This window comes from Paenibacillus sp. JNU01 (genome assembly GCF_059130585.1).
The window spans coordinates 1,008,294-1,028,859 of sequence record NZ_CP169723.1; the positions used below are offsets into that span (position 1 = coordinate 1,008,294).

The 20,566-nt window shown below is 46.0% G+C and carries 22 protein-coding genes; 8 read left to right on the top strand and 14 right to left on the bottom strand.

Translation table 11 applies throughout. From position 1 onward, the window contains the following. Positions 1–107 precede the first annotated feature (107 nt). The 5 genes from NLBNIHML_RS04070 to NLBNIHML_RS04090 all read left to right on the top strand — a co-directional run bounded on the left by NLBNIHML_RS04070 (position 108) and on the right by NLBNIHML_RS04090 (position 4,090). Positions 108–782 carry a GntR family transcriptional regulator gene (locus NLBNIHML_RS04070; protein WP_339261461.1) on the top strand — a complete coding sequence of 225 codons (675 nt, stop codon included), beginning with the start codon at positions 108–110 and terminating at the stop codon, positions 780–782. A gap of 40 nt (positions 783–822) precedes the next feature. After that, positions 823–1,890, top strand: a complete 1,068-nt coding sequence (gene uxuA / locus NLBNIHML_RS04075; protein ID WP_339234221.1) for a mannonate dehydratase — start codon at positions 823–825, stop codon at positions 1,888–1,890. Next, complete coding sequence (locus NLBNIHML_RS04080; RefSeq protein ID WP_339255670.1) at positions 1,887–2,750, top strand: SDR family oxidoreductase; 864 nt, start codon at positions 1,887–1,889, stop codon at positions 2,748–2,750. Before uxuA ends, NLBNIHML_RS04080 begins: the two co-directional genes overlap by 4 nt. A gap of 213 nt (positions 2,751–2,963) precedes the next feature. Then, complete coding sequence (locus NLBNIHML_RS04085) at positions 2,964–3,692, top strand: DUF421 domain-containing protein (RefSeq protein ID WP_339234224.1); 729 nt, start codon at positions 2,964–2,966, stop codon at positions 3,690–3,692. A gap of 26 nt (positions 3,693–3,718) precedes the next feature. Beyond that, positions 3,719–4,090, top strand: coding sequence for a DUF4363 family protein (locus NLBNIHML_RS04090; RefSeq protein ID WP_339234225.1), 372 nt, complete (start codon positions 3,719–3,721; stop codon positions 4,088–4,090). Positions 4,091–4,191: 101 nt separating this feature from the next. Here the strand turns inward: NLBNIHML_RS04090 and NLBNIHML_RS04095 are convergent, their stop codons facing one another. From NLBNIHML_RS04095 to NLBNIHML_RS04125, 7 genes are all read right to left on the bottom strand, one after another. After that, positions 4,192–4,893, bottom strand: a complete 702-nt coding sequence (locus NLBNIHML_RS04095) for a M50 family metallopeptidase (RefSeq protein ID WP_339234226.1) — start codon at positions 4,891–4,893, stop codon at positions 4,192–4,194. A gap of 43 nt (positions 4,894–4,936) precedes the next feature. Continuing rightward, positions 4,937–5,419 carry a hypothetical protein gene (locus tag NLBNIHML_RS04100; protein ID WP_339234228.1) on the bottom strand — a complete coding sequence of 161 codons (483 nt, stop codon included), beginning with the start codon at positions 5,417–5,419 and terminating at the stop codon, positions 4,937–4,939. 165 nt (positions 5,420–5,584) lie between these two features. Beyond that, positions 5,585–6,706 carry a metal ABC transporter substrate-binding protein gene (locus NLBNIHML_RS04105; RefSeq protein ID WP_339255672.1) on the bottom strand — a complete coding sequence of 374 codons (1,122 nt, stop codon included), beginning with the start codon at positions 6,704–6,706 and terminating at the stop codon, positions 5,585–5,587. After that, on the bottom strand, positions 6,693–7,586 hold the full coding sequence (locus tag NLBNIHML_RS04110) for a metal ABC transporter permease (RefSeq protein WP_339255675.1): 894 nt from the start codon (positions 7,584–7,586) through the stop codon (positions 6,693–6,695). Before NLBNIHML_RS04110 ends, NLBNIHML_RS04105 begins: the two co-directional genes overlap by 14 nt. Then, the gene (locus NLBNIHML_RS04115) at positions 7,532–8,239 is read right to left on the bottom strand and encodes a metal ABC transporter ATP-binding protein (protein WP_339255676.1); all 708 of its coding nucleotides are present in this window, start codon (positions 8,237–8,239) and stop codon (positions 7,532–7,534) included. The genes NLBNIHML_RS04110 and NLBNIHML_RS04115 overlap by 55 nt, the downstream gene beginning before the upstream one ends. Before the next feature lie 49 nt (positions 8,240–8,288). Further along, the gene (rpmG, locus tag NLBNIHML_RS04120; RefSeq protein WP_339255678.1) at positions 8,289–8,438 is read right to left on the bottom strand and encodes a 50S ribosomal protein L33; all 150 of its coding nucleotides are present in this window, start codon (positions 8,436–8,438) and stop codon (positions 8,289–8,291) included. Between the two features lie 70 nt (positions 8,439–8,508). Then, positions 8,509–9,708 carry a GTP-binding protein gene (locus NLBNIHML_RS04125; protein ID WP_339255679.1) on the bottom strand — a complete coding sequence of 400 codons (1,200 nt, stop codon included), beginning with the start codon at positions 9,706–9,708 and terminating at the stop codon, positions 8,509–8,511. 223 nt (positions 9,709–9,931) lie between these two features. Here NLBNIHML_RS04125 and NLBNIHML_RS04130 point away from each other — a divergent pair, with 223 nt between their 5' ends. Both NLBNIHML_RS04130 and NLBNIHML_RS04135 read left to right on the top strand, forming a co-directional pair. Next, on the top strand, positions 9,932–10,966 hold the full coding sequence (locus NLBNIHML_RS04130; protein WP_342570202.1) for a permease: 1,035 nt from the start codon (positions 9,932–9,934) through the stop codon (positions 10,964–10,966). An 83-nt stretch (positions 10,967–11,049) separates the two neighbouring features. Continuing rightward, entirely contained in the window at positions 11,050–12,039 is a 990-nt protein-coding gene (locus tag NLBNIHML_RS04135) for a TIGR03943 family putative permease subunit (protein ID WP_339255684.1), read from the top strand. A gap of 122 nt (positions 12,040–12,161) precedes the next feature. Here the strand turns inward: NLBNIHML_RS04135 and NLBNIHML_RS04140 are convergent, their stop codons facing one another. The 6 genes from NLBNIHML_RS04140 to deoR form a co-directional block, all read right to left on the bottom strand. Continuing rightward, positions 12,162–13,463 (bottom strand): pyrimidine-nucleoside phosphorylase, encoded by a 1,302-nt coding sequence (locus NLBNIHML_RS04140; protein ID WP_339255686.1) that lies wholly within the window; start codon positions 13,461–13,463, stop codon positions 12,162–12,164. Between the two features lie 245 nt (positions 13,464–13,708). Beyond that, positions 13,709–14,416: a purine-nucleoside phosphorylase gene (deoD, locus tag NLBNIHML_RS04145; RefSeq protein ID WP_017688193.1), complete on the bottom strand. Its 708-nt coding sequence runs from the start codon at positions 14,414–14,416 to the stop codon at positions 13,709–13,711. Positions 14,417–14,514: 98 nt separating this feature from the next. After that, positions 14,515–15,693: a phosphopentomutase gene (gene deoB / locus NLBNIHML_RS04150; protein ID WP_339255688.1), complete on the bottom strand. Its 1,179-nt coding sequence runs from the start codon at positions 15,691–15,693 to the stop codon at positions 14,515–14,517. Positions 15,694–15,723: 30 nt separating this feature from the next. Further along, positions 15,724–16,911 carry a NupC/NupG family nucleoside CNT transporter gene (locus NLBNIHML_RS04155; RefSeq protein ID WP_339255690.1) on the bottom strand — a complete coding sequence of 396 codons (1,188 nt, stop codon included), beginning with the start codon at positions 16,909–16,911 and terminating at the stop codon, positions 15,724–15,726. Between the two features lie 228 nt (positions 16,912–17,139). Next, positions 17,140–17,790, bottom strand: coding sequence for a deoxyribose-phosphate aldolase (gene deoC, locus NLBNIHML_RS04160; protein WP_339243108.1), 651 nt, complete (start codon positions 17,788–17,790; stop codon positions 17,140–17,142). A gap of 214 nt (positions 17,791–18,004) precedes the next feature. Next, positions 18,005–18,943 carry a DNA-binding transcriptional repressor DeoR gene (deoR, locus tag NLBNIHML_RS04165; protein ID WP_062836066.1) on the bottom strand — a complete coding sequence of 313 codons (939 nt, stop codon included), beginning with the start codon at positions 18,941–18,943 and terminating at the stop codon, positions 18,005–18,007. A 234-nt stretch (positions 18,944–19,177) separates the two neighbouring features. Here deoR and NLBNIHML_RS04170 point away from each other — a divergent pair, with 234 nt between their 5' ends. Continuing rightward, on the top strand, positions 19,178–19,804 hold the full coding sequence (locus tag NLBNIHML_RS04170; protein WP_339255692.1) for an FMN-dependent NADH-azoreductase: 627 nt from the start codon (positions 19,178–19,180) through the stop codon (positions 19,802–19,804). A gap of 160 nt (positions 19,805–19,964) precedes the next feature. On the opposite strand, the gene NLBNIHML_RS04175 is transcribed toward NLBNIHML_RS04170, so the two are convergent. Beyond that, a complete protein-coding gene (locus tag NLBNIHML_RS04175; RefSeq protein WP_339255693.1) occupies positions 19,965–20,315 on the bottom strand; it encodes a hypothetical protein in 351 nt (116 codons plus the stop codon). Between the last annotated feature and the right edge of the window lie 251 nt (positions 20,316–20,566).

A 20,566-nucleotide genomic window follows, 5' to 3' on the forward strand; every position in this document is an offset into this window, starting at 1 on the left:
TCCATACTACCATACAAGTATGGTAGTATGTCAATGAAGGAGTTGAAGTTGTGGAATATACCCCGAAGTTATCATCCAAAACCGATTTGTTACCTGTTGCGAGCAGCATGTTTTCCATGAATAAACAATCTTATTCAACGCGAGATATTCTTTACTTCACGCTGAAACAACTCATTTTAAGTCTGAAAATGCCTCCAGGAACAGCTATTTCTGAGAAGGAAATTTCAATGGAGTTTCAGGTAAGCCGGACACCTGTTCGAGAGAGTTTTGTAAGACTTGCTCAGGAAGGTCTGCTGGAAGTGTATCCACAGCGTGGCACATACGTCTCTCTGATTCAGGTCGATCTCGTTGAGGAAGCACGGTTCATGCGTGAACAGCTCGAACGAGCCGTAATCAGGCTCGCCTGCGAGAACTTTCCAAACGAACAAATGGTAGCTCTTGAACAGAACCTTGCGTGGCAGCAGGAATGCAGGATCAAACCGGATGATGAACGAATGTTTCAATTGGATGAGGAATTCCATAGCACTCTTTTTGCAGGATGCAATAAAAGCAACATCTGGACTGTTATCCAGCAGATGAATGTACACTTGAATCGAAGTCGCATGTTACGCCTGTCCTCGGATCATCAGTGGGATCATTTAATTGAACAACACCTGTCGATGGTCAAGGCCATTCAACAGCATGATGCCGACACAGCAGAGCGACTGATGCAGGAACACTTGCATTTAACTGTTACCGATTTGGCTGTCCTGCAGGATACATATCCTTCCTATTTTCAATGACTGCATTTTTCTTACTACTATTCATGATGAGGTGAACGTGATGAGAATGGTTTTTCGCTGGTTCGGCGAAGGCAATGATACGGTAACGCTGGATCATATCCGGCAGATTCCGGGTGTTGAAGGTATTGTGTGGGCACTGCATGATGTTCCTGCTGGCGAGGAATGGCCGATGGACAAGATACTCGCTGTCAAAACGGCAGCGGACAAGGCCGGGTTACATCTGGATGTCGTTGAGAGTGTGAACATCCACGAAGATATCAAGTTGGGTCTGCCATCAAGGGATAAATACATTGCGAACTATATTAAAACGATGGAGAAACTGGCTCAGGTGGGTGTGAAGGTCATCTGTTACAACTTCATGCCGATCTTCGACTGGCTTCGCACGGATATGCACAAGGAAATGGAGGATGGTTCAACTGCCCTCTTCTATGAGCACAGTAAACTCGCAGATATAGAACCTCTAGAACTCGTTCGACGCATTACGGAAAACTCCGCACTCACCATGCCAGGTTGGGAACCGGAACGATTGCAGTATTTAACAGGTCTGTTCGAAGCCTACAAGGATGTAACCGAGGATCATATGTGGGAGCACGCACGTTATTTCCTGCAAGAGATTATGCCTACAGCCGAACGGCTGGGGATTCGAATGGCCATCCATCCGGATGACCCGCCTTGGCCAATCTTTGGATTGCCGAAGATTATTATAAGTCAGGAGAATGTTCGGAAATATTTGAATCTTTATGATAGCCCTTACAACAGCGTGACACTATGCAGTGGCTCTTTGGGAGCAAATGCGGATAATGACATTATCGGCATGATACACGAGTTCAAGGATCGGATTCCATTTGCCCACATTCGTAATGTCAAAATCTACGAAAACGGCGACTTTATCGAAACTTCACATCGCAGTCAGGATGGCAGTGTTGATATTGCGGGGGTTGTTGAGGCTTATCACGATATCGGTTATGAAGGTTATGCAAGACCCGACCACGGTCGTCATCTCTGGGGAGAACAGTGCCGACCTGGCTATGGACTCTATGACCGGGCTTTGGGAATCATGTATCTCTGGGGCGTCTGGGATTCCCTGCAAAGGAGGGCAAAAGCATGAGTGAACACCAATATGAACGCTCAACTCGTCTCGAAGGCAGAACAGTTGTAATCACCGGAGGTGCTGGGGTATTATGCCGCTCCATGGCGGAAGAACTCGCTCGACATGGTGCAAACGTAGCCATTCTGAACCGTACCGTGTCCAAGGGACAAGAAGTTGTAGCTGCAATTGAAGCTGCAGGTGGCAGAGCGATTGCTGTTGCCTGTGACGTAACCCAGGCTGAGAGCGTGCAAGCGGCGGCAGATGCTGTGCTGGAGCAACTTGGACCCTGTGATATTCTTATTAATGGCGCCGGTGGCAATAACGCCAGTGCCAACACCACGAATGAAATTTTTAGATTGGTAGATCTGGCGCAGAATGATGTCACTACGTTTTTCGATGTATCTGTAGAGGGTTTTCGTCAGGTGATGGATCTGAATTTTGTCGGTTCTCTCATCCCCACTCAGATCTTTGCAAAACATATGATAGAGCGCGATGTTCCTGCCACTGTCATTAATATTTCTTCCATGAGCGCCCCATCGCCCATGACGAAAGTTCCAGCGTATAGTGCTGCGAAGGCCGCAATTAACAACTTCACGCAGTGGCTTGCCGTTCATCTGGCCGAATCGGGTATTCGTGTCAATGCTATTGCACCCGGGTTTTTCCTGACCGAGCAGAACCGTAATCTATTGCTGCAACCAGACGGCTCACCTACGGAGCGTTCCAGTAAAATTATTGCACATACACCCATGCGCCGCTTTGGCAAACCGGAAGACCTGCTTGGCACATTGATGTGGCTTGCGGATGAAAGACAGTCCGGCTTTGTCACTGGCACAGTCATTCCAGTAGATGGTGGATTTATGGCGTACTCGGGTGTATAACGATAAAAGCGAATGCTTCCTTTTCATAGTTTTTTCTTTTATCTTCGTTACATGTAAATGATTCAGTTCAACTCATATAGGTCATTGTTGAAACCGATACTTGGAATACTTATCCATGTGTCGGTTTTTTGCGTTCAAGCATAAGATCACCCAGCCTAGGAAATGCTTGTCATAGAGAATTGGAGAAGTGAAGTAAAGGAAGGTGATACATATATGATGGAAGAAACATGGGTTGTTGCAGTAAGGTCTATTATTGCCTTCCTGACCCTCATCATCTACACAAGGGTGCTGGGCAAACAGCAAATGGGTAACTTAACGTATTTTGATTACATCAACGGCATCACAATTGGTTCCATTGCGGGAACGTTTGCAACTGATCTTTCCTCCAAAGCGTGGATTCATTTTGTGGCCTTGACCATTTTCACAATCATTACGATCATCTTTCAGTATATTACACTGAAGAATCGTACCATCTCCAAACTAATGGACTCTGACCCCACATTGATCATCCAGAACGGTAAAATTCTCGAACAGAACCTGAGCAAAATGCGAGTTAAATTTGACGAGTTGACCATGATGCTTAGGCAAAAAGATGTATTTGATATCACGACGCTAGACTATGCCATTCTTGAACCGGATGGAAGCCTCTCCGTCGTTTTGAAACCTGAGAATCAGCCTGTAACCGCAAAAGACATGCATATGCACCCGCCCAAGAGCAAGCTGATGACAGAAATCATCATTGACGGCCTTCTGATTAAGCAGAATCTGGAGGAACGAAACAAGGATATCAATTGGCTCAGCGAGCAGCTGAAAAAGCAAAAGATCACGATACAGGATATTGCTTTTGCCGCGATATTGCCCAATGACAAATTGTATGTTGATCTGTTCAAGGACAAGATCACCGATAAAATCGATATGGGCGATTATGAGGGGCCTTTCTAAACTCTTTACATCAAGGAGGCGTTTGAATGAAAACGCGTTTCTGGCTGTTATATGTGCTTCCGATCTGCCTCATTCTTGTGTTCGTTGCAATTATGGCTAGCGGAGCCTTTCTTAAAAAGCCATTTGGCACCGATGATCGCTTGCTTGAATCTATACAAACATTAGAGAAACAAGTTGAGGGTAAAAAATGGACTGAAGCCAAGTCTCAAGTTAATTACGCCATGAAGGCCTGGGATAAAATTGTCAACCGCATTCAGTTCAGTGTGGAACGTGAAACCATATATGATATTCTGGGCACCCTTGCGCGGATCAAGGGCGGCGTTGCGGCAGAGGATGATAAGGCGATTATGGAAGAGATTTATTACTTTTATGTGCTATGGGAAAATCTCGGAGATTAAATTCCGTGTAATCTATATCCGATGTAAGTCCAACAGCAAAAGGCACTCTCCCTTCAGGCAGAAAGGAGGTGCCTTCTTTGCTTGATATATCTTCATATTCGTTACGCTCTTCGTAATCCCCGAGAACGTGATGAACGCGAAGTACTTTCTTTGCGGAAAAAGAGTGTCAGCGCACCTTTGGCGCACCACAGTGCAAACAAAGCAAACAGTGTTCCCCAGAATAGCGCCGGAAGGAATGTCTGCTGAGCGAGATTCGCCGCATCGCCTGCCCGAGAAGGTTGAGTCCAGGACATCAGTCCAACGTATACGGCACTAACGACAGACTCTTCCAGTGTAAGAAACGCCAGTAGTAGATAATAGTACTTCACAATCTTGGCACCAAAAATCATAATGACAACGTTAAGTACGATGAACCCGGTCAGCCATAACATGCCGAACTCTCCTCTTACATATAACAGGAGCGACACCAGAGCGACAGCCGTCATAATCCCGAGTCCCCACATATGCAAGCCTTTGCGGTATAAGTAAAACAACAGCCAGGCGAACAAGGATGCACTGATATATCCTGCGAGAGAAACCAATATAGATCTGCCTGGCGTCAGCATGGATGAATACGTTACACCGCTATGATCAGCGTACAATTCAATCCGCAGCACTTTACCCGACAATATTAACGTCATTAGTGCATGGCCGAATTCGTGAATCATCGTATCTAGGTTGCGGAACAGGGACGAGAATGGGATGAATCGTGTGAGAAAGACGGAGCCTAATAGAAAAAGTATCGTTTTGACCCACTTATTCAATCGTGTCATACCTCCTTTACCTTCAAATAAACAAGCCTATCCTTTATACTACGCTTTTTTCACTCGATTCGTTTCGGCTTCCGAACTGTAAAGCACAGTGCTCCATCCACCAGCAGAAGCTCCGATTGTGTCCAATGAAAAAAGAAGATAGATCATAGCGGCCTTTTTCGGCCTCTAGCGTAACGAGTAGTCGATTCCGCATCCGATGGAGCGCGTAGTGCACGAATTGATCGGCAACTTCACTTTGTACCAGAGTAACATAAGCATAGAGGGAATGATCAACAGGTTCATCAAGCGGACTCACCCCTGCACATGAAAATTCCGTCGTTACCCCCGCCTTCTGAAGTATGGACAATGCGTTCACGAGCTCGGCATCAACTTCAACACCGTTCCATATCTCCGTTTTCTTCGCGGAAACCGTATGTTTGTCGCGTTCCGTCCAGTGCATCAGCTCCAGCTTGCGCCGTCTCCACAGATGGGCAGGCTGTTCACTTAGCAGCACTTCATGTTCTTCATTTAAATTCATCCAATGCGTCCTCCTGTTCTCCTTGATCCGGTCACCTCATCAACAAAGAGAGAGCACATCCCTGTGCTCTCTGCTTCGCAAAAAGGCAAAGGAATGGCACTCCCATTCCTCAGCATGTTGTATTATTGTACCTTTTTCATTGAAAGGCATCAAACTGATCTTTTATTATTCGTTCAATGCCAGTTTCAGAGCCTCCAGATTCTGTCTCATCACACTAATGTAGTCCATTCCCGACGCGATCTCTTTCTCGGTGAGCCCCTCAATCGGGTTCAGTACTGCCGTCTTGGCTCCCACTTCACTTGCAATCGTCTCAGACACTTTGGAGGACACTAGTGTTTCGAAGAAAATCGTCTTCACCTGATGCTCTTTTGCAAAGTCAATGACGGATGCCATCTGCGCTGCCGAAGGTTCTTGTTCCGGAGACAATCCTGCGATGGGCACCTGTTGCAATCCATATTCCTGTGCAAGGTAGCCAAATGCAGCGTGTTGTGTGATGAAATCCTTGCGTTTGCTATCCGCCACAGCCGACTTGAAGTCTTGATCCAGTGACTCCAGCTGAGCAACGTAGGCATCTGCATTCTTCTTGAACTGTTCAGCATGTTCCGGGGCAGCCTGTGCCAATCCCGCTTCAATATTACGTACTTCTTTGACAGCCAGTGCAGGTGACAGCCATACGTGGGGATCCAGTCCACCGTGATCGTGATCATGTCCTTCTTCCGCTTCAGCGTCATGATCATGGTCGTGTTCTTCCGTAGTCACTCCAACCGCATGATCGTGGTCGTGTTCATCTGTAGTCGCTCCATTCGCATGGTCATGGTCATGATCGTGTTCTGTTGCCTCAGAATCTCCATGATGGTGATCATGTTCTCCACCTTCAAGCAGGTTGATGCCTTTACTTGCCTCCACCTGAATGAGCGAAGCATTGCTCAAACTTCCAGTGACCTGATCCATCCATGATTCCATACCCGCACCGTTGTATACAAGTACATCCGCTTTTTCAATGCTGGCAATGTCCTGTGGTGTGGGCTCCCAATCATGAGGCTCCATCCCTGCTGGAACGAGCGTATGCACCTCTGCCAGATCCCCTGCCACATTTTTGGTGAACTCGTACATCGGGTAGAAGCTGACCTGTACGTTTAGTTTGGCAGCTTCACTCTCTGTGGGGGCCGTATGACCGGTACCTGCAGAACTTGCATTTGTATTCGAAGCGGATTGTTGTCCGCAGCCTGCAACGATAAGTGTAAGACTGAACAATAATCCGAGCGTAGCTTTTTTACTGAATTTCATGTGATGTTTTCCTCCTTGAATGGTTGACCCGAATGACGTGCTGTGATTTTGTTTCTGTGCGGTGACGCTTGCGATTGTATCGTGCAATCAGCTTTTGCGCTGATATTCCAGTCAATAGAAAGACCAGCAGGATAAGAGCAATTGTTCCTCCTGGAGGTGTATTTAGATGGTAAGATGTTGTGAGTCCGCTAAAAATACCGATTAATCCTGTAATTACCGCGACAATAATCGCTGCTGTAAAACTTCGAGACACTCTCAGTGCCAAGGAAGCGGGCAGTACTATGAGAGCTGATACCAACAACACACCGACAATGGGCATGGCTGAAGCTACAGTCATTCCTGTCAGAATGGCAAAGGCAAACGATAATCCTTTCACCTGAACACCCCCTATGGAAGCTGTCTCTTCATCAAAGGTAAAGCTGTACAAAGGTCTGCGTAACAGAATGAAAAAAAGTAAACCAAACACACATACACTTGCCATCATCCACAACTGTATATCGCTAACTGCGACAATTGATCCGAATAAGTATGAGCTGAATGCCTTCGACAGATTAGTTTGGAGACTCATTAACACTACAGCAAGGGCCAGCCCCGAAGTCATGATGATCGCTACTGGTACCTCACTGTAGGTTCGGTAACTTCGCCGCAGTTGTTCAACCAATAATGCACCGATCAATGCGACAGCGAATCCACAGATGACCGGGTTAAGATTCATGACTGAACCGAGCGCAACCCCTGCGAGTGAGACGTGGGATAACGTGTCTGCCATTAGTACCTGCCGCCTGAGCATCAGATAGACTCCGAGAATTGGAGCGATGACTCCAATCAGTCCCCCTGCCCAGAAGGCACGTTGCATGAATTCGTACTCAAACACTGCCATTCCTCACTTTCTTGCCGCTCCAGAGTTATCGTTCGGTCCAATCGATCTCCCATTTCTTCCAGCCCGTGAGTAACCATAATAATGGTGATCCCATGTTCATCAGCATAGTGGCGCATCAGATTGTAGAATCCTTCACGACTGTGGCGGTCCATTCCTGTTGTAGGCTCATCCAGTACCAGAACCTGCGGTTGCCCAGCCATCGCTCTCGCGATACAGATCCTCTGCTTCTGTCCACCGGACAGTTCACCAACTCGTGTATCCCGATACTCCCACATGCCAACTTCACGCAAACTTCGTTCAACGATGGCATCCTGCTCTACTGTGAATCTGCGGAATAGTCCCAGCCTGGTGTAACACCCTGACCGAACCAGTTCAATTACGGTGCTGGGAAATCCACTATTAAACGATGCCACCTGCTGGGGCACATAACCGATATTGGAGTTGTTCCCACGTTTCAACTGTGGATTCATATGTATCGTGCCGCTCCAGGGCTTGAGCAGCCCCAGCAGCAGCTTTAACAGGGTCGTTTTGGCAGAGCCATTGGGACCTGTAATGCCTATGAACTCTCCCACATGGATATCCAGCGACAGTTGATCAATGACTGGCTCTTTGCCATATCCAAATACAACATCACGCATGGAAGATAGGATCATGCCGCTCCCTCTTTTCGTAAATTTTACGATTTAAAAATATCAAAAAAATTTATCTGGTTTCCCGGTGGATCGTCATTTTCTTCAAACGTGAGGAATACTTTTTCATCTCAAGTCTCTCCGGATGGTTACGCTTATTTTTGGTTGTTGTGTAGTTGCGATCGCCGCACTCGGTGCAGGCTAAGGTTACAATGACTCTCATGGTTGTTGCCTCCTCTTATTTAATCGTAATAATTACTATTTAATGATATTAGCCTATGCCTTTTCTTTTGTCAACTCCACGCCGGAAAAGGATCTTTCAATTCACGCCAGTTCAATTGCATCTCCTCCTCCGTAAGAAGAGTCTCATCCAAAGTACGTTCAATCTCCGCCCTGTTCATGTCAATACCGATGAATACCAATTTCGTTACCCGGTCACCCCACTCATCATCCCAATCCGGTATGTTTGGTAATGTATCGCCAAAGTGAAGTTGCCTTTCCTCCTCACTCATCGCACCTACCCATATTCCTGCTGGCGCAAGTTGCTTCGATGTCCCTGCATGACTGAACGAAATCGCCATATGGTTCCTTGTCGCCAGCCACATCAGACCCTTGGATCGCACGATGCTATCTGGATATTTGGCAATCCAACGCAGCAAGCGTTCCGGGTGGAATGGACGTTTACGATGATAGACAAATGAATGTATTCCATATTCTTCGGTCTCGGGTGTATGCTCCTCTTTCATTAATTCGCGGATCCAACCCGCGGACTGGCTTGCTTTTTCAAAATCAAAACGTCCTGTATTCAATATTTCTCTCGGATCAATCTGCCCATGTGTGGTGCGAATCAGCCTGGCTTCCGGTTGCATGGCGTGTAGTGCCTTCTCAAGCTTCGTCAGTTCTTCCTCCGACACCAGATCACATTTATTCAAAATCAGCACATCACAGAATTCCACTTGGTCCGTCAACAGATGAACAATTCCTCGAACATCGTCCTCGCCGGCTTCCTGTCCGCGGTCCTTCAATGTTTCTTTGGAATAAAAATCACGCCAGAACTGGGCAGCATCAACAACCGTAACCATCGTGTCCAGACGAGTGAATTTCGTCAAATCAATGCCGAGTTCCTCATCAATATACGTAAACGTCTGTGCAACAGGCACCGGCTCTCCAATACCCGTGGATTCAATCAATATGTAGTCAAAAGAACCATCCAGCGCCAGCCGCTCAACTTCTTTCAGCAGATCCTCCCGCAACGTGCAGCAGATGCAACCATTCGACATCTCTACCAGCTTTTCATCAATACGTGATAATCCTCCAGCATCTCGTATTAAGCCTGCATCGATGTTAACCTCACTAAGATCATTCACGATGACAGCAACCCGCATTCCCTCGCGATTATGAAGCACATGATTGAGCAGTGTCGTTTTGCCTGCACCCAAATATCCACTAAGTACGGTTACTGGAACCCGATGTTGAACCTGTTGATCTGACATTTCTACTTCCTCCACTCTGTTTAAGTTGTAGCCTTAATCGTAATTATTACCATTAATCATGATCAATCCGAACTATACCTCAGTTTTCTTTAGATTGTCAACTCTACTATGATAAAGAATCTTGATTAATCGTAAAAATGTTGATTAGAACACAGAAATGATGTATGTTGCTGCACGTACAAGCATATATTTTAGCAAAGTCCTAGTTGTGGAGGTCTGTTTCATGAAAATGGCAGCCAATCTGAAGCTCCTGTCCTTCCTTATCCCTTGTGCATTTCTTGTTCCCGTGTTGATCACGATGGCTCCAGATCTGAAGGAAGCATGGAACAGTGAAGCTTTGCAAAATATGAAAACCGTATTCATAGGTATTTTCCTTGAAGCCGCACCGTTTCTGCTCATGGGTGTGCTATTGTCTTCGCTCATGCAGTGGTTCGTATCCGAAGAAATGGTCCGCAGACTTACGCCTAAGAACCCGATCGGCGGTGTGCTGGTTGCGGGGCTGCTTGGTATTATTTTTCCTATCTGTGAATGTGGAATGATCCCGGTCGTAAGAAGGTTGATGCACAAAGGCATGCCTGCCTATATCGCAGTTACGTTCATCTTGAGTGGGCCTGTAGTGAATCCCATCGTATTTACCGCAACCTTGCTCGCCTTTCCCTCCCATCCTGAGATTACCATTGCCCGCATGGGACTGGCCTTTGCCGTGGCAGCTTCCATAGGTGGATTGGTATATGTGTTCGTTCGTCGAAATCCCCTTCGATTGCCAAAAGTTGCAGTGACAGAGGTCAAGACGCATCCTGGATTTAAAATGGCTCAACCTCATGCTCATGCAAATGCTCATGAACACAACCATGTGAAAAACTGGCGCAGCTTCTTCATTCATGCCGGAGATGAATTTATCGATATGAGCAAATATCTGGTGATCGGTGCCCTGATTACAGCCTGCATCCAGACATTCATTAGCCGCAGCGATCTCATCTCACTTGGCAATGGTCCTGTCGCCTCCTATGTGTTTATGATGGCCTTTGCTTATGTACTGTCTCTCTGCTCCACTTCGGATGCTTTTGTGGCTTCTGCGTTCTCACATACGTTTGCACTGGGGCCGCTGGTATCCTTCCTTGTGTTAGGTCCGATGCTGGATTTTAAAAGCACGCTTATGCTGCTCTCGACCTTCCGTACCCGGTTTGTTATCGGTCTAAGTCTGGCGATTATCACACTCGTCTTTGTCGGCTCTTGGTTGATTAACCTGCTGGTATAAACGTTGAGCAACATACTTCATGACCTGAATGGTTAACCCCATGAACTTTCATCCTAACTATGATATAGAAATGAGGTGATGATATGAACCACACTGTTTATACGATAACCAAATCTCCTGTTCCAAGATCACACTTCATCCAATGGCATAACCTGATCCGTGCAGGATGGATCGGCGGGTTAGCAGTATACATTATTCACTTGAATTCGAGTGATTCTCTTCATTATTATTTGGCACCAACGATGCAAAAACTGCTGTTATGCTGCCCTGTTCCCTTTTTATTTATTGCTGTTATCATGGCTTGGCATGGATTATTCGGCAGAAACGAGGTTCATTGCGACTGTGAACATCCACCGCCTTCCGGTTTGCTACGCAGCTCGTTAGTCTATGGTCTGATTGCTATTCCCTTGTTGCTGGGATTTCTGTTACCTGATCGGGCTCTTGGCAGCTCTATGGCCAGTCAGAAAGGCATGTCTCTCACCTATGCTCCTCCGGAGATTCGTCGTAAAGAGCCTTTACCTGAAACAGTAAAATTAAATGTACAGGATCTTGCACAGCAAAAACAGCAACAAACTGCTGTTACATCTACAACGGCCACTACCGTGCAATTTGTACCGCCGGATGAGTACAGCCGTGAATTCGCAGAACTGGCAGAGAAGTTATATGCCGAACAGGTCATTCGAGTCTATCCTGAAATTTTCTCTGAAACACTCGGCACGATCGATATGTTCCAGCGACAATTTGCAGGCAAAGATATCTCGTTATCCGGGTTTGTTTATCGGGACAAAAGCATGGATCATGAATCACATTTTGCACTCGGACGATTTCTCGTCATGTGCTGTCCTGCTGATGCTGCTCCCTTCGGCGTCATGGTTCACATCCCAGAAGCAAATAATCTCCCTACTGACAGCTGGGTGCAAATCGATGGCACCATCGGCTCTGCACAAGTAGATGGCAAAGATACCATTGAGATTCGTGCAACAAAGGTGACACCTGTATCCGAGCCGTCCACGCCTTACATTTATACAAGTGCCGATTCCGTAATGGCGTATGAACAAATTAAGAGCCGATAATCGCTATCATTAACAGCGGGCTCTTCAACGACAAAAAAGCCCCAAAACTATGGATTTCATAGTCTGGGGCTTTCGTGTTCAGTCAGATATTAGATTAGATTTCATCTGCTCTGATTTGTTTATTATTCCGTAACGATATCATGAACCAATACAGGAGCATCGGCATGATCCGAAATCGTAATGTTTTCTTTGATCTTCGCAATGACATCTGCTACATCTTCACGATTCGCATGGATCGTTACGAGGGACTCACCAGCTTTGACTGGGTCACCGACTTTTTTGTTCAGCATCAGACCAACCGCGAGATCGATTTCAGACTCTTTTGTTGCACGGCCCGCGCCCAGCAGCATTGCAGCAGTTCCGATTTCGTCAGCAACGATTCCGGCAACATATCCGTCTTTGTCTGCTGGTACTTCAATCAGGTACTGTGCTTGTGGCAAACGATCTGGATGATCCACAACCGAAGCGTCTCCGCCTTGGTTTGCCAGGAAATCTTTGAACTTCTCCAGTGCTTTACCGTTCTGGATCACTTCTTTCAATTTCTCCTCAGCATGCTCCAAAGAATCTGCCTTACCAGCAAGGAATACCATCTGACGTCCAAGTGCCAGACACAATTCTTCCAGATCTTTCGGACCTTTCCCTTGCAGGGTGAGGATAGCTTCTTTTACTTCAAGCGCGTTACCAATCGCCAGACCCAGTGGTTGGGACATGTCGGAGATAACCGCCATCGTTTTACGTCCAACATTGTTACCAATGCTAACCATGGCATGTGCCAATTCTTTAGCATCTTCCGTTGTTTTCATGAATGCACCTGCACCCGTCTTAACATCCAATACAATCGCATCTGCACCTGCTGCAATTTTCTTGCTCATGATGGAGCTGGCGATCAGTGGGATGGAGTTAACGGTAGCTGTTACATCACGCAGAGCATAGAGTTTCTTGTCAGCTGGCGTGAGGTTACCACTTTGTCCGATAACGGCAACCTTATGCTCGTTGACGAGACGAATGAACTCTTCTTTTTCAAGCTCTACGTGGAAACCAGCAACGGATTCCAGCTTGTCGGTTGTACCACCTGTGTGACCAAGTCCACGTCCGGACATTTTGGCAACAGGAACATCCAGCGCAGCAACGAGCGGAGCGAGTACCAGTGTTGTTGTATCGCCCACTCCTCCTGTGGAGTGCTTGTCTACTTTGATTCCTTCGATAGCAGACAGGTCGATCGTTTCACCGGAATTCACCATCGACATGGTCAGGTCCGCGCGTTCTTTATCTGTCATATCTTTGAAGAATACCGCCATCGCCCATGCGCTGACTTGATAGTCCGGAATCTCTCCTTGTGTGTATCCTTGAACAACAAAATCAATCTCAGCTGTTGTCAGTTCTTTACCGTCGCGTTTCTTGGCAATAATGTCTACCATTCTCATGATGATCTCTCCTTGTGTGTATTGATTGTATAGAACACTTTGTTATTAGACCGTTGACCGTTCCGGCTCCGGATCGTTCTTTCGATCGCTGTTGTCTCCAAGTTTTTTGATCCATTTGGCAATGGGAAAACTCGGAGACAAAGGCGAACGCTTCGCTTCTTCAGAATCGATTCCGGGTCCTTCACTCCGTGCTTAAAACAAAAGTTTCGATTAAATCAAATGATGATGAATATAAAATACAACAATTACAGTGTGATTGCTGTGTCCAGAGCCACTACCATCATGTCGTTGAACGTTTTTTGACGCTCTTCGGCAGATGTTTCTTCGCCTGTCAGCAAGTGGTCACTTACTGTCAGGATGGTCAGTGCGTTAACACCGAACTTAGCAGCGATGGTGTACAGTGCTGTTGTTTCCATCTCTACGCCGAGTACGCCGTGCTTCATCAATTTCTCAGTGACGGAACGGTCATCACGGTAGAATGAATCGGAGCTGAACACGTTACCGACATGAATCTTCATGCCTTTAGCTGTTGCACGGTCATATGCTTCTTTCAGCAGAGAGAACGTAGCGATTGGCGAGAAGTCATATCCACCAAATACATGTTTGTTCATGCTGGAATCCGTACATGCTGCTTGTGCAAGGATGACGTCACGTACACGTACATGCTCCTGCATACCGCCGCAAGTCCCTACACGAATCAGGTTTTTCACGCCATATTCACTGATTAACTCGTTAGCATAGATTGCAAAAGACGGAATGCCCATCCCTGAACCTTGTACCGAAATCCGGTGTCCTTGATATGTACCTGTGTAACCAAGCATTCCACGAACCTCGTTGTAACATACAACATCTTCGAGGTACGTATCTGCAATATACTTCGCGCGCAAAGGGTCCCCTGGCAATAGGATTGTTTCTGCGATATCTCCGGGTTTTGCTCCAATATGTGTACTCATGAATGAATCTCCTCCAGTTATATATTTAGTCTATTATGATGGCAGGAACCGGAGCAGCAGAGCTACTCCGATATCCCCTATCCAGTTTCAGCAAAAACCTATTTCAGATCCTTCAGGAAGCTGGTGCCGTATTCTGGCATTTTCACGCCAAAGTTCTCGGCTACGGTTGCACCAAGGTCAGCAAAAGTGCTGCGCAGATCAAGCTGTTTGCCCTCGCTGAAGCGCGGAGAGTAGGCAAGCAGCGGAACATATTCACGTGTATGATCTGTTCCACGGTAAGTTGGATCGTTACCATGATCAGCTGTAATCAGCAGCAGGTCATCATTGGTCATTTTGGCAAAAATCTCTGGCAGTCTTGCATCATAGTCTTCAAGCGCCTGAGCATACCCTTGTGGATCACGACGGTGACCATATAGGGCATCAAAGTCAACCAGGTTCAGGAAGCTGAGTCCAGTGAACGCTTCATCCATCGTCTCAGACAACTTGTCCATGCCATCCATGTTAGAGACAGTACGAACAGCCTTGGTTACACCTTCGCCATCATAGATATCTGCGATTTTACCGAGGGCAATCACATCAAATCCGCTATCTTGCAGTTCATTCATTACTGTACGACCAAAAGGTTTGAGCGCGTAGTCATGACGATTCGCAGTACGTTTCCAGTTACCCGCTTCACCGACAAATGGACGGGCAATAATGCGGCCGAGCATGTACGGATCTTCAAGTGTTATTTCACGGCAGAACTCACAGATCTCATACAGTTCTTTCAGTGGAACAACGTCCTCATGTGCTGCAATTTGCAGAACCGAATCCGCGGATGTGTAGACGATGAGCGCGCCAGTTTCGACATGCTCTGCACCCAGTTCATCGAGAATTTCCGTGCCACTAGCCGGTTTGTTACCGATGACCTTCCGGCCCGTTTTCTCTTCAATGCGCTGAATCAACTCATCGGGAAAACCATTCTCGAACACACGGAAAGGTGTATCAATATAAAGACCCATCAGCTCCCAATGACCTGTCATGGTGTCTTTGCCTCTGGAGGCTTCCTGCATCTTGGTGTAATACGCTTTAGGTGCATCCACTACAGGCACACCCTCAATTTCTTTGATATTGGACAGTCCGAGACTGGCCATGTGAGGCATGTTTAGACCTCCGCGTTCACGTGCAATGTGACCAAAGGTATCTACATCAAAATCATCAAATTCTGCTGCATCCGGCGCTTCGCCGATCCCTACAGAATCCATAACAATCAGATGTACTCTTTTAAATGTTGACATAACCTAAGCACTCCTTCCAAATAATCCAGCTTACAAGAACAGTCCAGTAATAATCGCTGACAGCACGCTGACAAGCGATGCACCGTAAAGCAGCTTCAGACCGAAGCGGGCGACCACATTACCTTGCTTCTCATGGAGTCCCTTCACCGCACCAGCAATGATACCGATGGAGGAGAAGTTGGCGAACGACACGAGGAAGACGGATACGATACCCGTTGTTCTGGCAGACATTGCAGTCTCCTTCAAATTAAGCATAGCGACAAATTCGTTGGATACCATTTTGGTTGCCATAATACTTCCTGCCTGAATCGCTTCTTTCCATGGAACACCCATGATGAAGGCAAATGGTGCAAACACATAACCAAGCAGCTCTTGGAACGAAATGCCAAGCACCGAGCTGAAAACTCCGTTAACAAGGGCAATCAAGGCAACAAAACCGATTAACATCGCAGCTACGATGATAGCAACTTTGAATCCATCCAGGATGTACTCGCCGAGCATTTCGAAGAACGATTGTTTCTCTTCATCCTGCACTTCCAATATATCTTCTTCTTCCGTCACCCGATAAGGGTTAACGATCGAAGCAATGATAAAACCGCCAAACAGGTTCAGTACAAGAGCTGTAACCACATATTTCGGCTCGATCATGGTCATATAAGCACCAACGATGGACATCGAGACCGTGGACATCGCCGAAGCACACAAGGTGTACAGCCGATGTTTTGGCAACAACCCAATTTGTTTTTTCACAGAAATGAACACTTCAGATTGCCCCAATACAGCCGAAGCAACCGCGTTATATGATTCCAGTTTGCCCATTCCGTTGATTTTGCTTAATACCAGACCAATATATTTTATAACAAAAGGCAAGATTCGGATATACTGCAATATCCCAATAAGTGCCGAGATGACAACAATCGGCATCAACACATTCAGGAAGAAGGGCGCCCCCCCGCTCTCTGCACCTACGGTAGTTAAACCCCCAAATACAAATGCGATACCTTCATTCGCATAGTCGAGTAAACTTTTAAATACGGTAGCGAAACCGCCAATTAAAAAAGTACCCACTCCTGTATTCAACAGAGCATAAGCTAGTATAACTTGCAAAACAATCATAACGACCAGCGGCCGATATCGAATCTTCTTTTTACCGTTGCTTGCGATATAAGCCAGTCCAAAAACAACGAGTAAACCAAGAAGGGCAATTAGAAATTTCATTTGATCTCTCCTTTGAAGGTAGTTAAGCCGGATGTGAAATTCAGCTCAAAGGGTGCTTAAAGCATTTTTAACAGTAATCTTTCAGAAAACTTATGAAGCGCTTACAATAAGTTCCGTTAATTAAAATATAAGTGTAAATTGTATTCCCTGTACCTGAGACGAACGCTCAAGTACAGAGAACATAACATTACTTTTGTTGGATAAGCTTGTGCTTATTAAACTTTTTGCTTAATAAGAAGATGTAGATTGACCGCCCTGCATAATCTTCACGCCAGAGCTTGCACCGATCCGAGTCGCACCCGCTTCAATCATTTTCTGCATATCTTCCAGGCTACGTACACCACCGGAAGCTTTAACGCCAACATCAGGACCTACAGTACGACGCATCAAAGCGATATCTTCTGGCGTTGCTCCACCTGTAGAGAAACCTGTAGAAGTTTTAACAAAATCAGCTCCAGCTCGTACAGCTGCCTGACAAGCACGTACTTTCTCATCATCCGTCAACAGACAAGTTTCAATAATAACTTTCACCAAAGCTTTACCCGCAGCCGCTTCAACGACAGCACGAATATCTTGTTCAACATAATCATCCTTGCCATCTTTCAAAGCACTGATGTTAATGACCATATCGACTTCAGTTGCACCTTTAGCAATCGCATCCTTGGTTTCGAAAGCTTTTGTCTCCGTTGTGGATGCTCCCAGAGGGAAACCAATAACGGTGCAGATGTCAACGCCAGTACCCTGCAACTGCTCAGCAGCATAAGCAACCCAACCTGGATTAACACATACAGAAGCAAATTGATATTGCTTCGCTTCTTCGGTTAACTTGGCCATTTCACTTTGCGTTGCGTCCGCACGAAGCAACGTATGGTCGATCATTTTAGCTAATTGTGGTGTAGTCAATTGAATCTCTCCCTTATCTGAACTAGTTATTTTCTATACCCTTACACTAACATGAACATATGTAAAAATCAACTTGAACTTTTGTTCACACCTTGACTTACCGTTCTTGCTTCATTATATTTTCTGCCTAACAAAGCAAAACATCCGCCCTTTTTACGTGGCAGATGTTGTCATCCATATCCATTTGAAATTAGAACCGCAGTAATGCCTGGGCTGTGTACTGATCCGTAACCAAAATATTCGCATAATGACCTTTAAGCGCGGCGTGAATCGCTTCAATTTTGCGTTGACCCCCGGCGACCAGGATGGATTTTTCCTTATTTCTCAATTCAGCCAAGTCAATGCCGACGGTTCTGCTGTTAATCTCTTCACTAATCAACTGACCTTCCGCATCGAAAAAGCGTGAACAAATGTCACCTGCACCAGAGTTCATTAATAATTGTTGCTCTTCTTCATTAAAGTAGCCAAGCCTGAACAATAAAGCATCTTCTTTTACAGTACCCACGGTGAACAAAGCGATGTTGGCCTGTCTGCCCAGTTCTACGATTCTGCCGATATGCCGATCGGCCTCCACCATGTTCTTCACTTCGATGTTGTCGAAAATAACGGGCAGTGGCAAATACCTTGGTACCGTGTGGAAAGCTTCAGCGAATAAATGTACAATCTCAGCAGCATACGTATTGACATGGGAGTGGCTTACGCCCCCCTTCAATTGTACAACTTCGACACCTTTAACCTGCTTGGGACGGAGCTGACGTGCTACGGCATGCATGGTTGTTCCCCAAGTCACCCCGATAATATCCGCATCCTGAACCGTCTCCTGAAGGTAGTCTGCTGCTCGTTTGCTGATATGCTTCTGTATTTCCTCATCACTCTTCAACGGGGCAAAACACACAAGTGCCGTATCCAGATCATATTTCGACTTGAGTTCTCCGGCAATGATATCGATATCCTCCAGCGGGTCCATTATTTCAATCCGGACGTATCCCCGATCTTTCGCATACTGAAGTAACCTTGATACGGTTGGACGCGACACGCCCAATCTTGCAGCAATATCCTGCTGGCTGTAATCGGACTGATAATACAATTTCGCTGCTTCAATGCTTAATCGTTGCTTCTCCAGGTCCATTCCCATGTGCGCTCATCTCACTCATCCCTATTATCGTTGGAACACAAATACTCGTCCTGTATATTATACATGGATTTAGTATCTGGTTACTATATAGCATTCAATTCAGTATCGGCTCCATCCATTCAATTCCTTTCTGACGTATAAAACGAGGAAAACGATGCATACTACTGCGGTCGCTTCATTATTGCCAAGATTGGTTCAACCATTAATCGCACAGAGAGGAAGAACTGCATGTCTACCTTATTGTATATTACTGCCCATCCTCATGATCATGAAACCTCCTTCAGCATGGCTACGGGCAAAGCATTTATTGATGCGTATCGTGAAAGTCACCCTTCCGATGAGGTTGTTCACCTCGATCTGTACCGCTCGGATATTCCGCATATCGATGCGGATGTCTTCAGTGGCTGGGGCAAACTGCAATCGGGCAGTGACCTGACTTCGAAAGAGCAGGCGAAAGTAAGCCGTTTGAATGAACTGTCGGATCAATTTGCCTCAGCAGATAAATATGTTTTTGTAACCCCGATGTGGAACTTCTCATTTCCTCCCATTCTGAAGGCATATGTGGACTCTATCTGTGTGGCCGGCAAAACATTCCGGTATACAGAACAAGGTCCTGTTGGACTGTTGTCTGACAAAAAAGCGCTGCATATTCAAGCACGCGGTGGCATTTATTCCGAAGGCCCAGCGGCTCAGATGGAATCCGGTCATCGTTATCTAAGCATTATCATGTCATTCCTCGGTGTGCCGAACCTTGATGGCATCTTTGTAGAGGGACATAATCAATATAAAGATCGTGCAGATGAGATCAAGCAACAAGCCATTGAACAGGCGCGCACTTTCGCAAAACAGTTTTAGAGAGGTAGTTTCATCCCATCTTCTCGGTACTGAAAACCGAACTTTTTGAACACTCACTTAAAGTGTATTAAACAAAACTAAACCAAAAACAAAACCCGCGTGCGACCTAGGGATATTCCCAGGAAACACGCGGGTTTTCAATGTATAATCAACCTGGAGCTTATTGACGTCCAGCGCTGGCACGGCTCATCGTTTCAAGTTTACGTGTAATCGCATGACGGTCCACTTTCAATCCCCATATCATCTCGATAATCTGCTCTTTCTCTTCCGGATTGTCCGCATGCTTCAGTTGCATTAACAGCTCATGCATCTGTTCATTAATGCCTTCAAATTGGTTCCATAGATCCTGTCTTACCTCTGTTGAATCCAGATGATGATTCGCATCGACTTCTTCCTTCAATGCTTGCAGAATGGCATCTTTCCATTCGTCATCACCTAGCTGTTTCGCAATGTTCAGGAGATCCAGATAATCGTCAACAAGAAGTGAGTTCAATTCAGCATGTGTTTTCATCGTTTATTGCATCCCCTTTTCGTCTATTTACCAAGTATTATACTCGGTATTTCAGCATATGCAATAGCTGTCGGAAAAAGTTGCTTTATGTAGCCTGTGCCTATCCATTCAGATAGCTGCATAACAGTCCGCGTTCTGTTCCGCTTACGCCTGAACCAAGGCAGTAGAAAACCAACTACAACGCATTGTTCGGATTTGTGCTGATAGCCACGAATCCAACCTTCGATGCTTTCTAATTCAACAATAAAAAA

What these genes read in the sequence shown, in the direction of transcription:
- NLBNIHML_RS04085 (WP_339234224.1), top strand. Translation starts at nt 2,964, where the DNA reads ATGATGGAAGAAACATGGGTTGTTGCAGTAAGGTCTATTATTGCCTTC.
- rpmG (WP_339255678.1), bottom strand. Translation starts at nt 8,438, where the DNA reads ATGAGAGTCATTGTAACCTTAGCCTGCACCGAGTGCGGCGATCGCAAC.
- NLBNIHML_RS04105 (WP_339255672.1), bottom strand. Translation starts at nt 6,706, where the DNA reads ATGAAATTCAGTAAAAAAGCTACGCTCGGATTATTGTTCAGTCTTACA.
- deoR (WP_062836066.1), bottom strand. Translation starts at nt 18,943, where the DNA reads ATGGACCTGGAGAAGCAACGATTAAGCATTGAAGCAGCGAAATTGTAT.
- NLBNIHML_RS04135 (WP_339255684.1), top strand. Translation starts at nt 11,050, where the DNA reads ATGAACCACACTGTTTATACGATAACCAAATCTCCTGTTCCAAGATCA.
- NLBNIHML_RS04130 (WP_342570202.1), top strand. Translation starts at nt 9,932, where the DNA reads ATGAAAATGGCAGCCAATCTGAAGCTCCTGTCCTTCCTTATCCCTTGT.
- deoB (WP_339255688.1), bottom strand. Translation starts at nt 15,693, where the DNA reads ATGTCAACATTTAAAAGAGTACATCTGATTGTTATGGATTCTGTAGGG.
- NLBNIHML_RS04155 (WP_339255690.1), bottom strand. Translation starts at nt 16,911, where the DNA reads ATGAAATTTCTAATTGCCCTTCTTGGTTTACTCGTTGTTTTTGGACTG.
- NLBNIHML_RS04115 (WP_339255676.1), bottom strand. Translation starts at nt 8,239, where the DNA reads ATGATCCTATCTTCCATGCGTGATGTTGTATTTGGATATGGCAAAGAG.
- deoD (WP_017688193.1), bottom strand. Translation starts at nt 14,416, where the DNA reads ATGAGTACACATATTGGAGCAAAACCCGGAGATATCGCAGAAACAATC.
- NLBNIHML_RS04110 (WP_339255675.1), bottom strand. Translation starts at nt 7,586, where the DNA reads ATGGCAGTGTTTGAGTACGAATTCATGCAACGTGCCTTCTGGGCAGGG.
- NLBNIHML_RS04125 (WP_339255679.1), bottom strand. Translation starts at nt 9,708, where the DNA reads ATGTCAGATCAACAGGTTCAACATCGGGTTCCAGTAACCGTACTTAGT.
- NLBNIHML_RS04170 (WP_339255692.1), top strand. Translation starts at nt 19,178, where the DNA reads ATGTCTACCTTATTGTATATTACTGCCCATCCTCATGATCATGAAACC.
- NLBNIHML_RS04175 (WP_339255693.1), bottom strand. Translation starts at nt 20,315, where the DNA reads ATGAAAACACATGCTGAATTGAACTCACTTCTTGTTGACGATTATCTG.
- NLBNIHML_RS04100 (WP_339234228.1), bottom strand. Translation starts at nt 5,419, where the DNA reads ATGAATTTAAATGAAGAACATGAAGTGCTGCTAAGTGAACAGCCTGCC.
- uxuA (WP_339234221.1), top strand. Translation starts at nt 823, where the DNA reads ATGAGAATGGTTTTTCGCTGGTTCGGCGAAGGCAATGATACGGTAACG.
- deoC (WP_339243108.1), bottom strand. Translation starts at nt 17,790, where the DNA reads ATGATCGACCATACGTTGCTTCGTGCGGACGCAACGCAAAGTGAAATG.
- NLBNIHML_RS04090 (WP_339234225.1), top strand. Translation starts at nt 3,719, where the DNA reads ATGAAAACGCGTTTCTGGCTGTTATATGTGCTTCCGATCTGCCTCATT.
- NLBNIHML_RS04070 (WP_339261461.1), top strand. Translation starts at nt 108, where the DNA reads ATGTTTTCCATGAATAAACAATCTTATTCAACGCGAGATATTCTTTAC.
- NLBNIHML_RS04080 (WP_339255670.1), top strand. Translation starts at nt 1,887, where the DNA reads ATGAGTGAACACCAATATGAACGCTCAACTCGTCTCGAAGGCAGAACA.
- NLBNIHML_RS04140 (WP_339255686.1), bottom strand. Translation starts at nt 13,463, where the DNA reads ATGAGAATGGTAGACATTATTGCCAAGAAACGCGACGGTAAAGAACTG.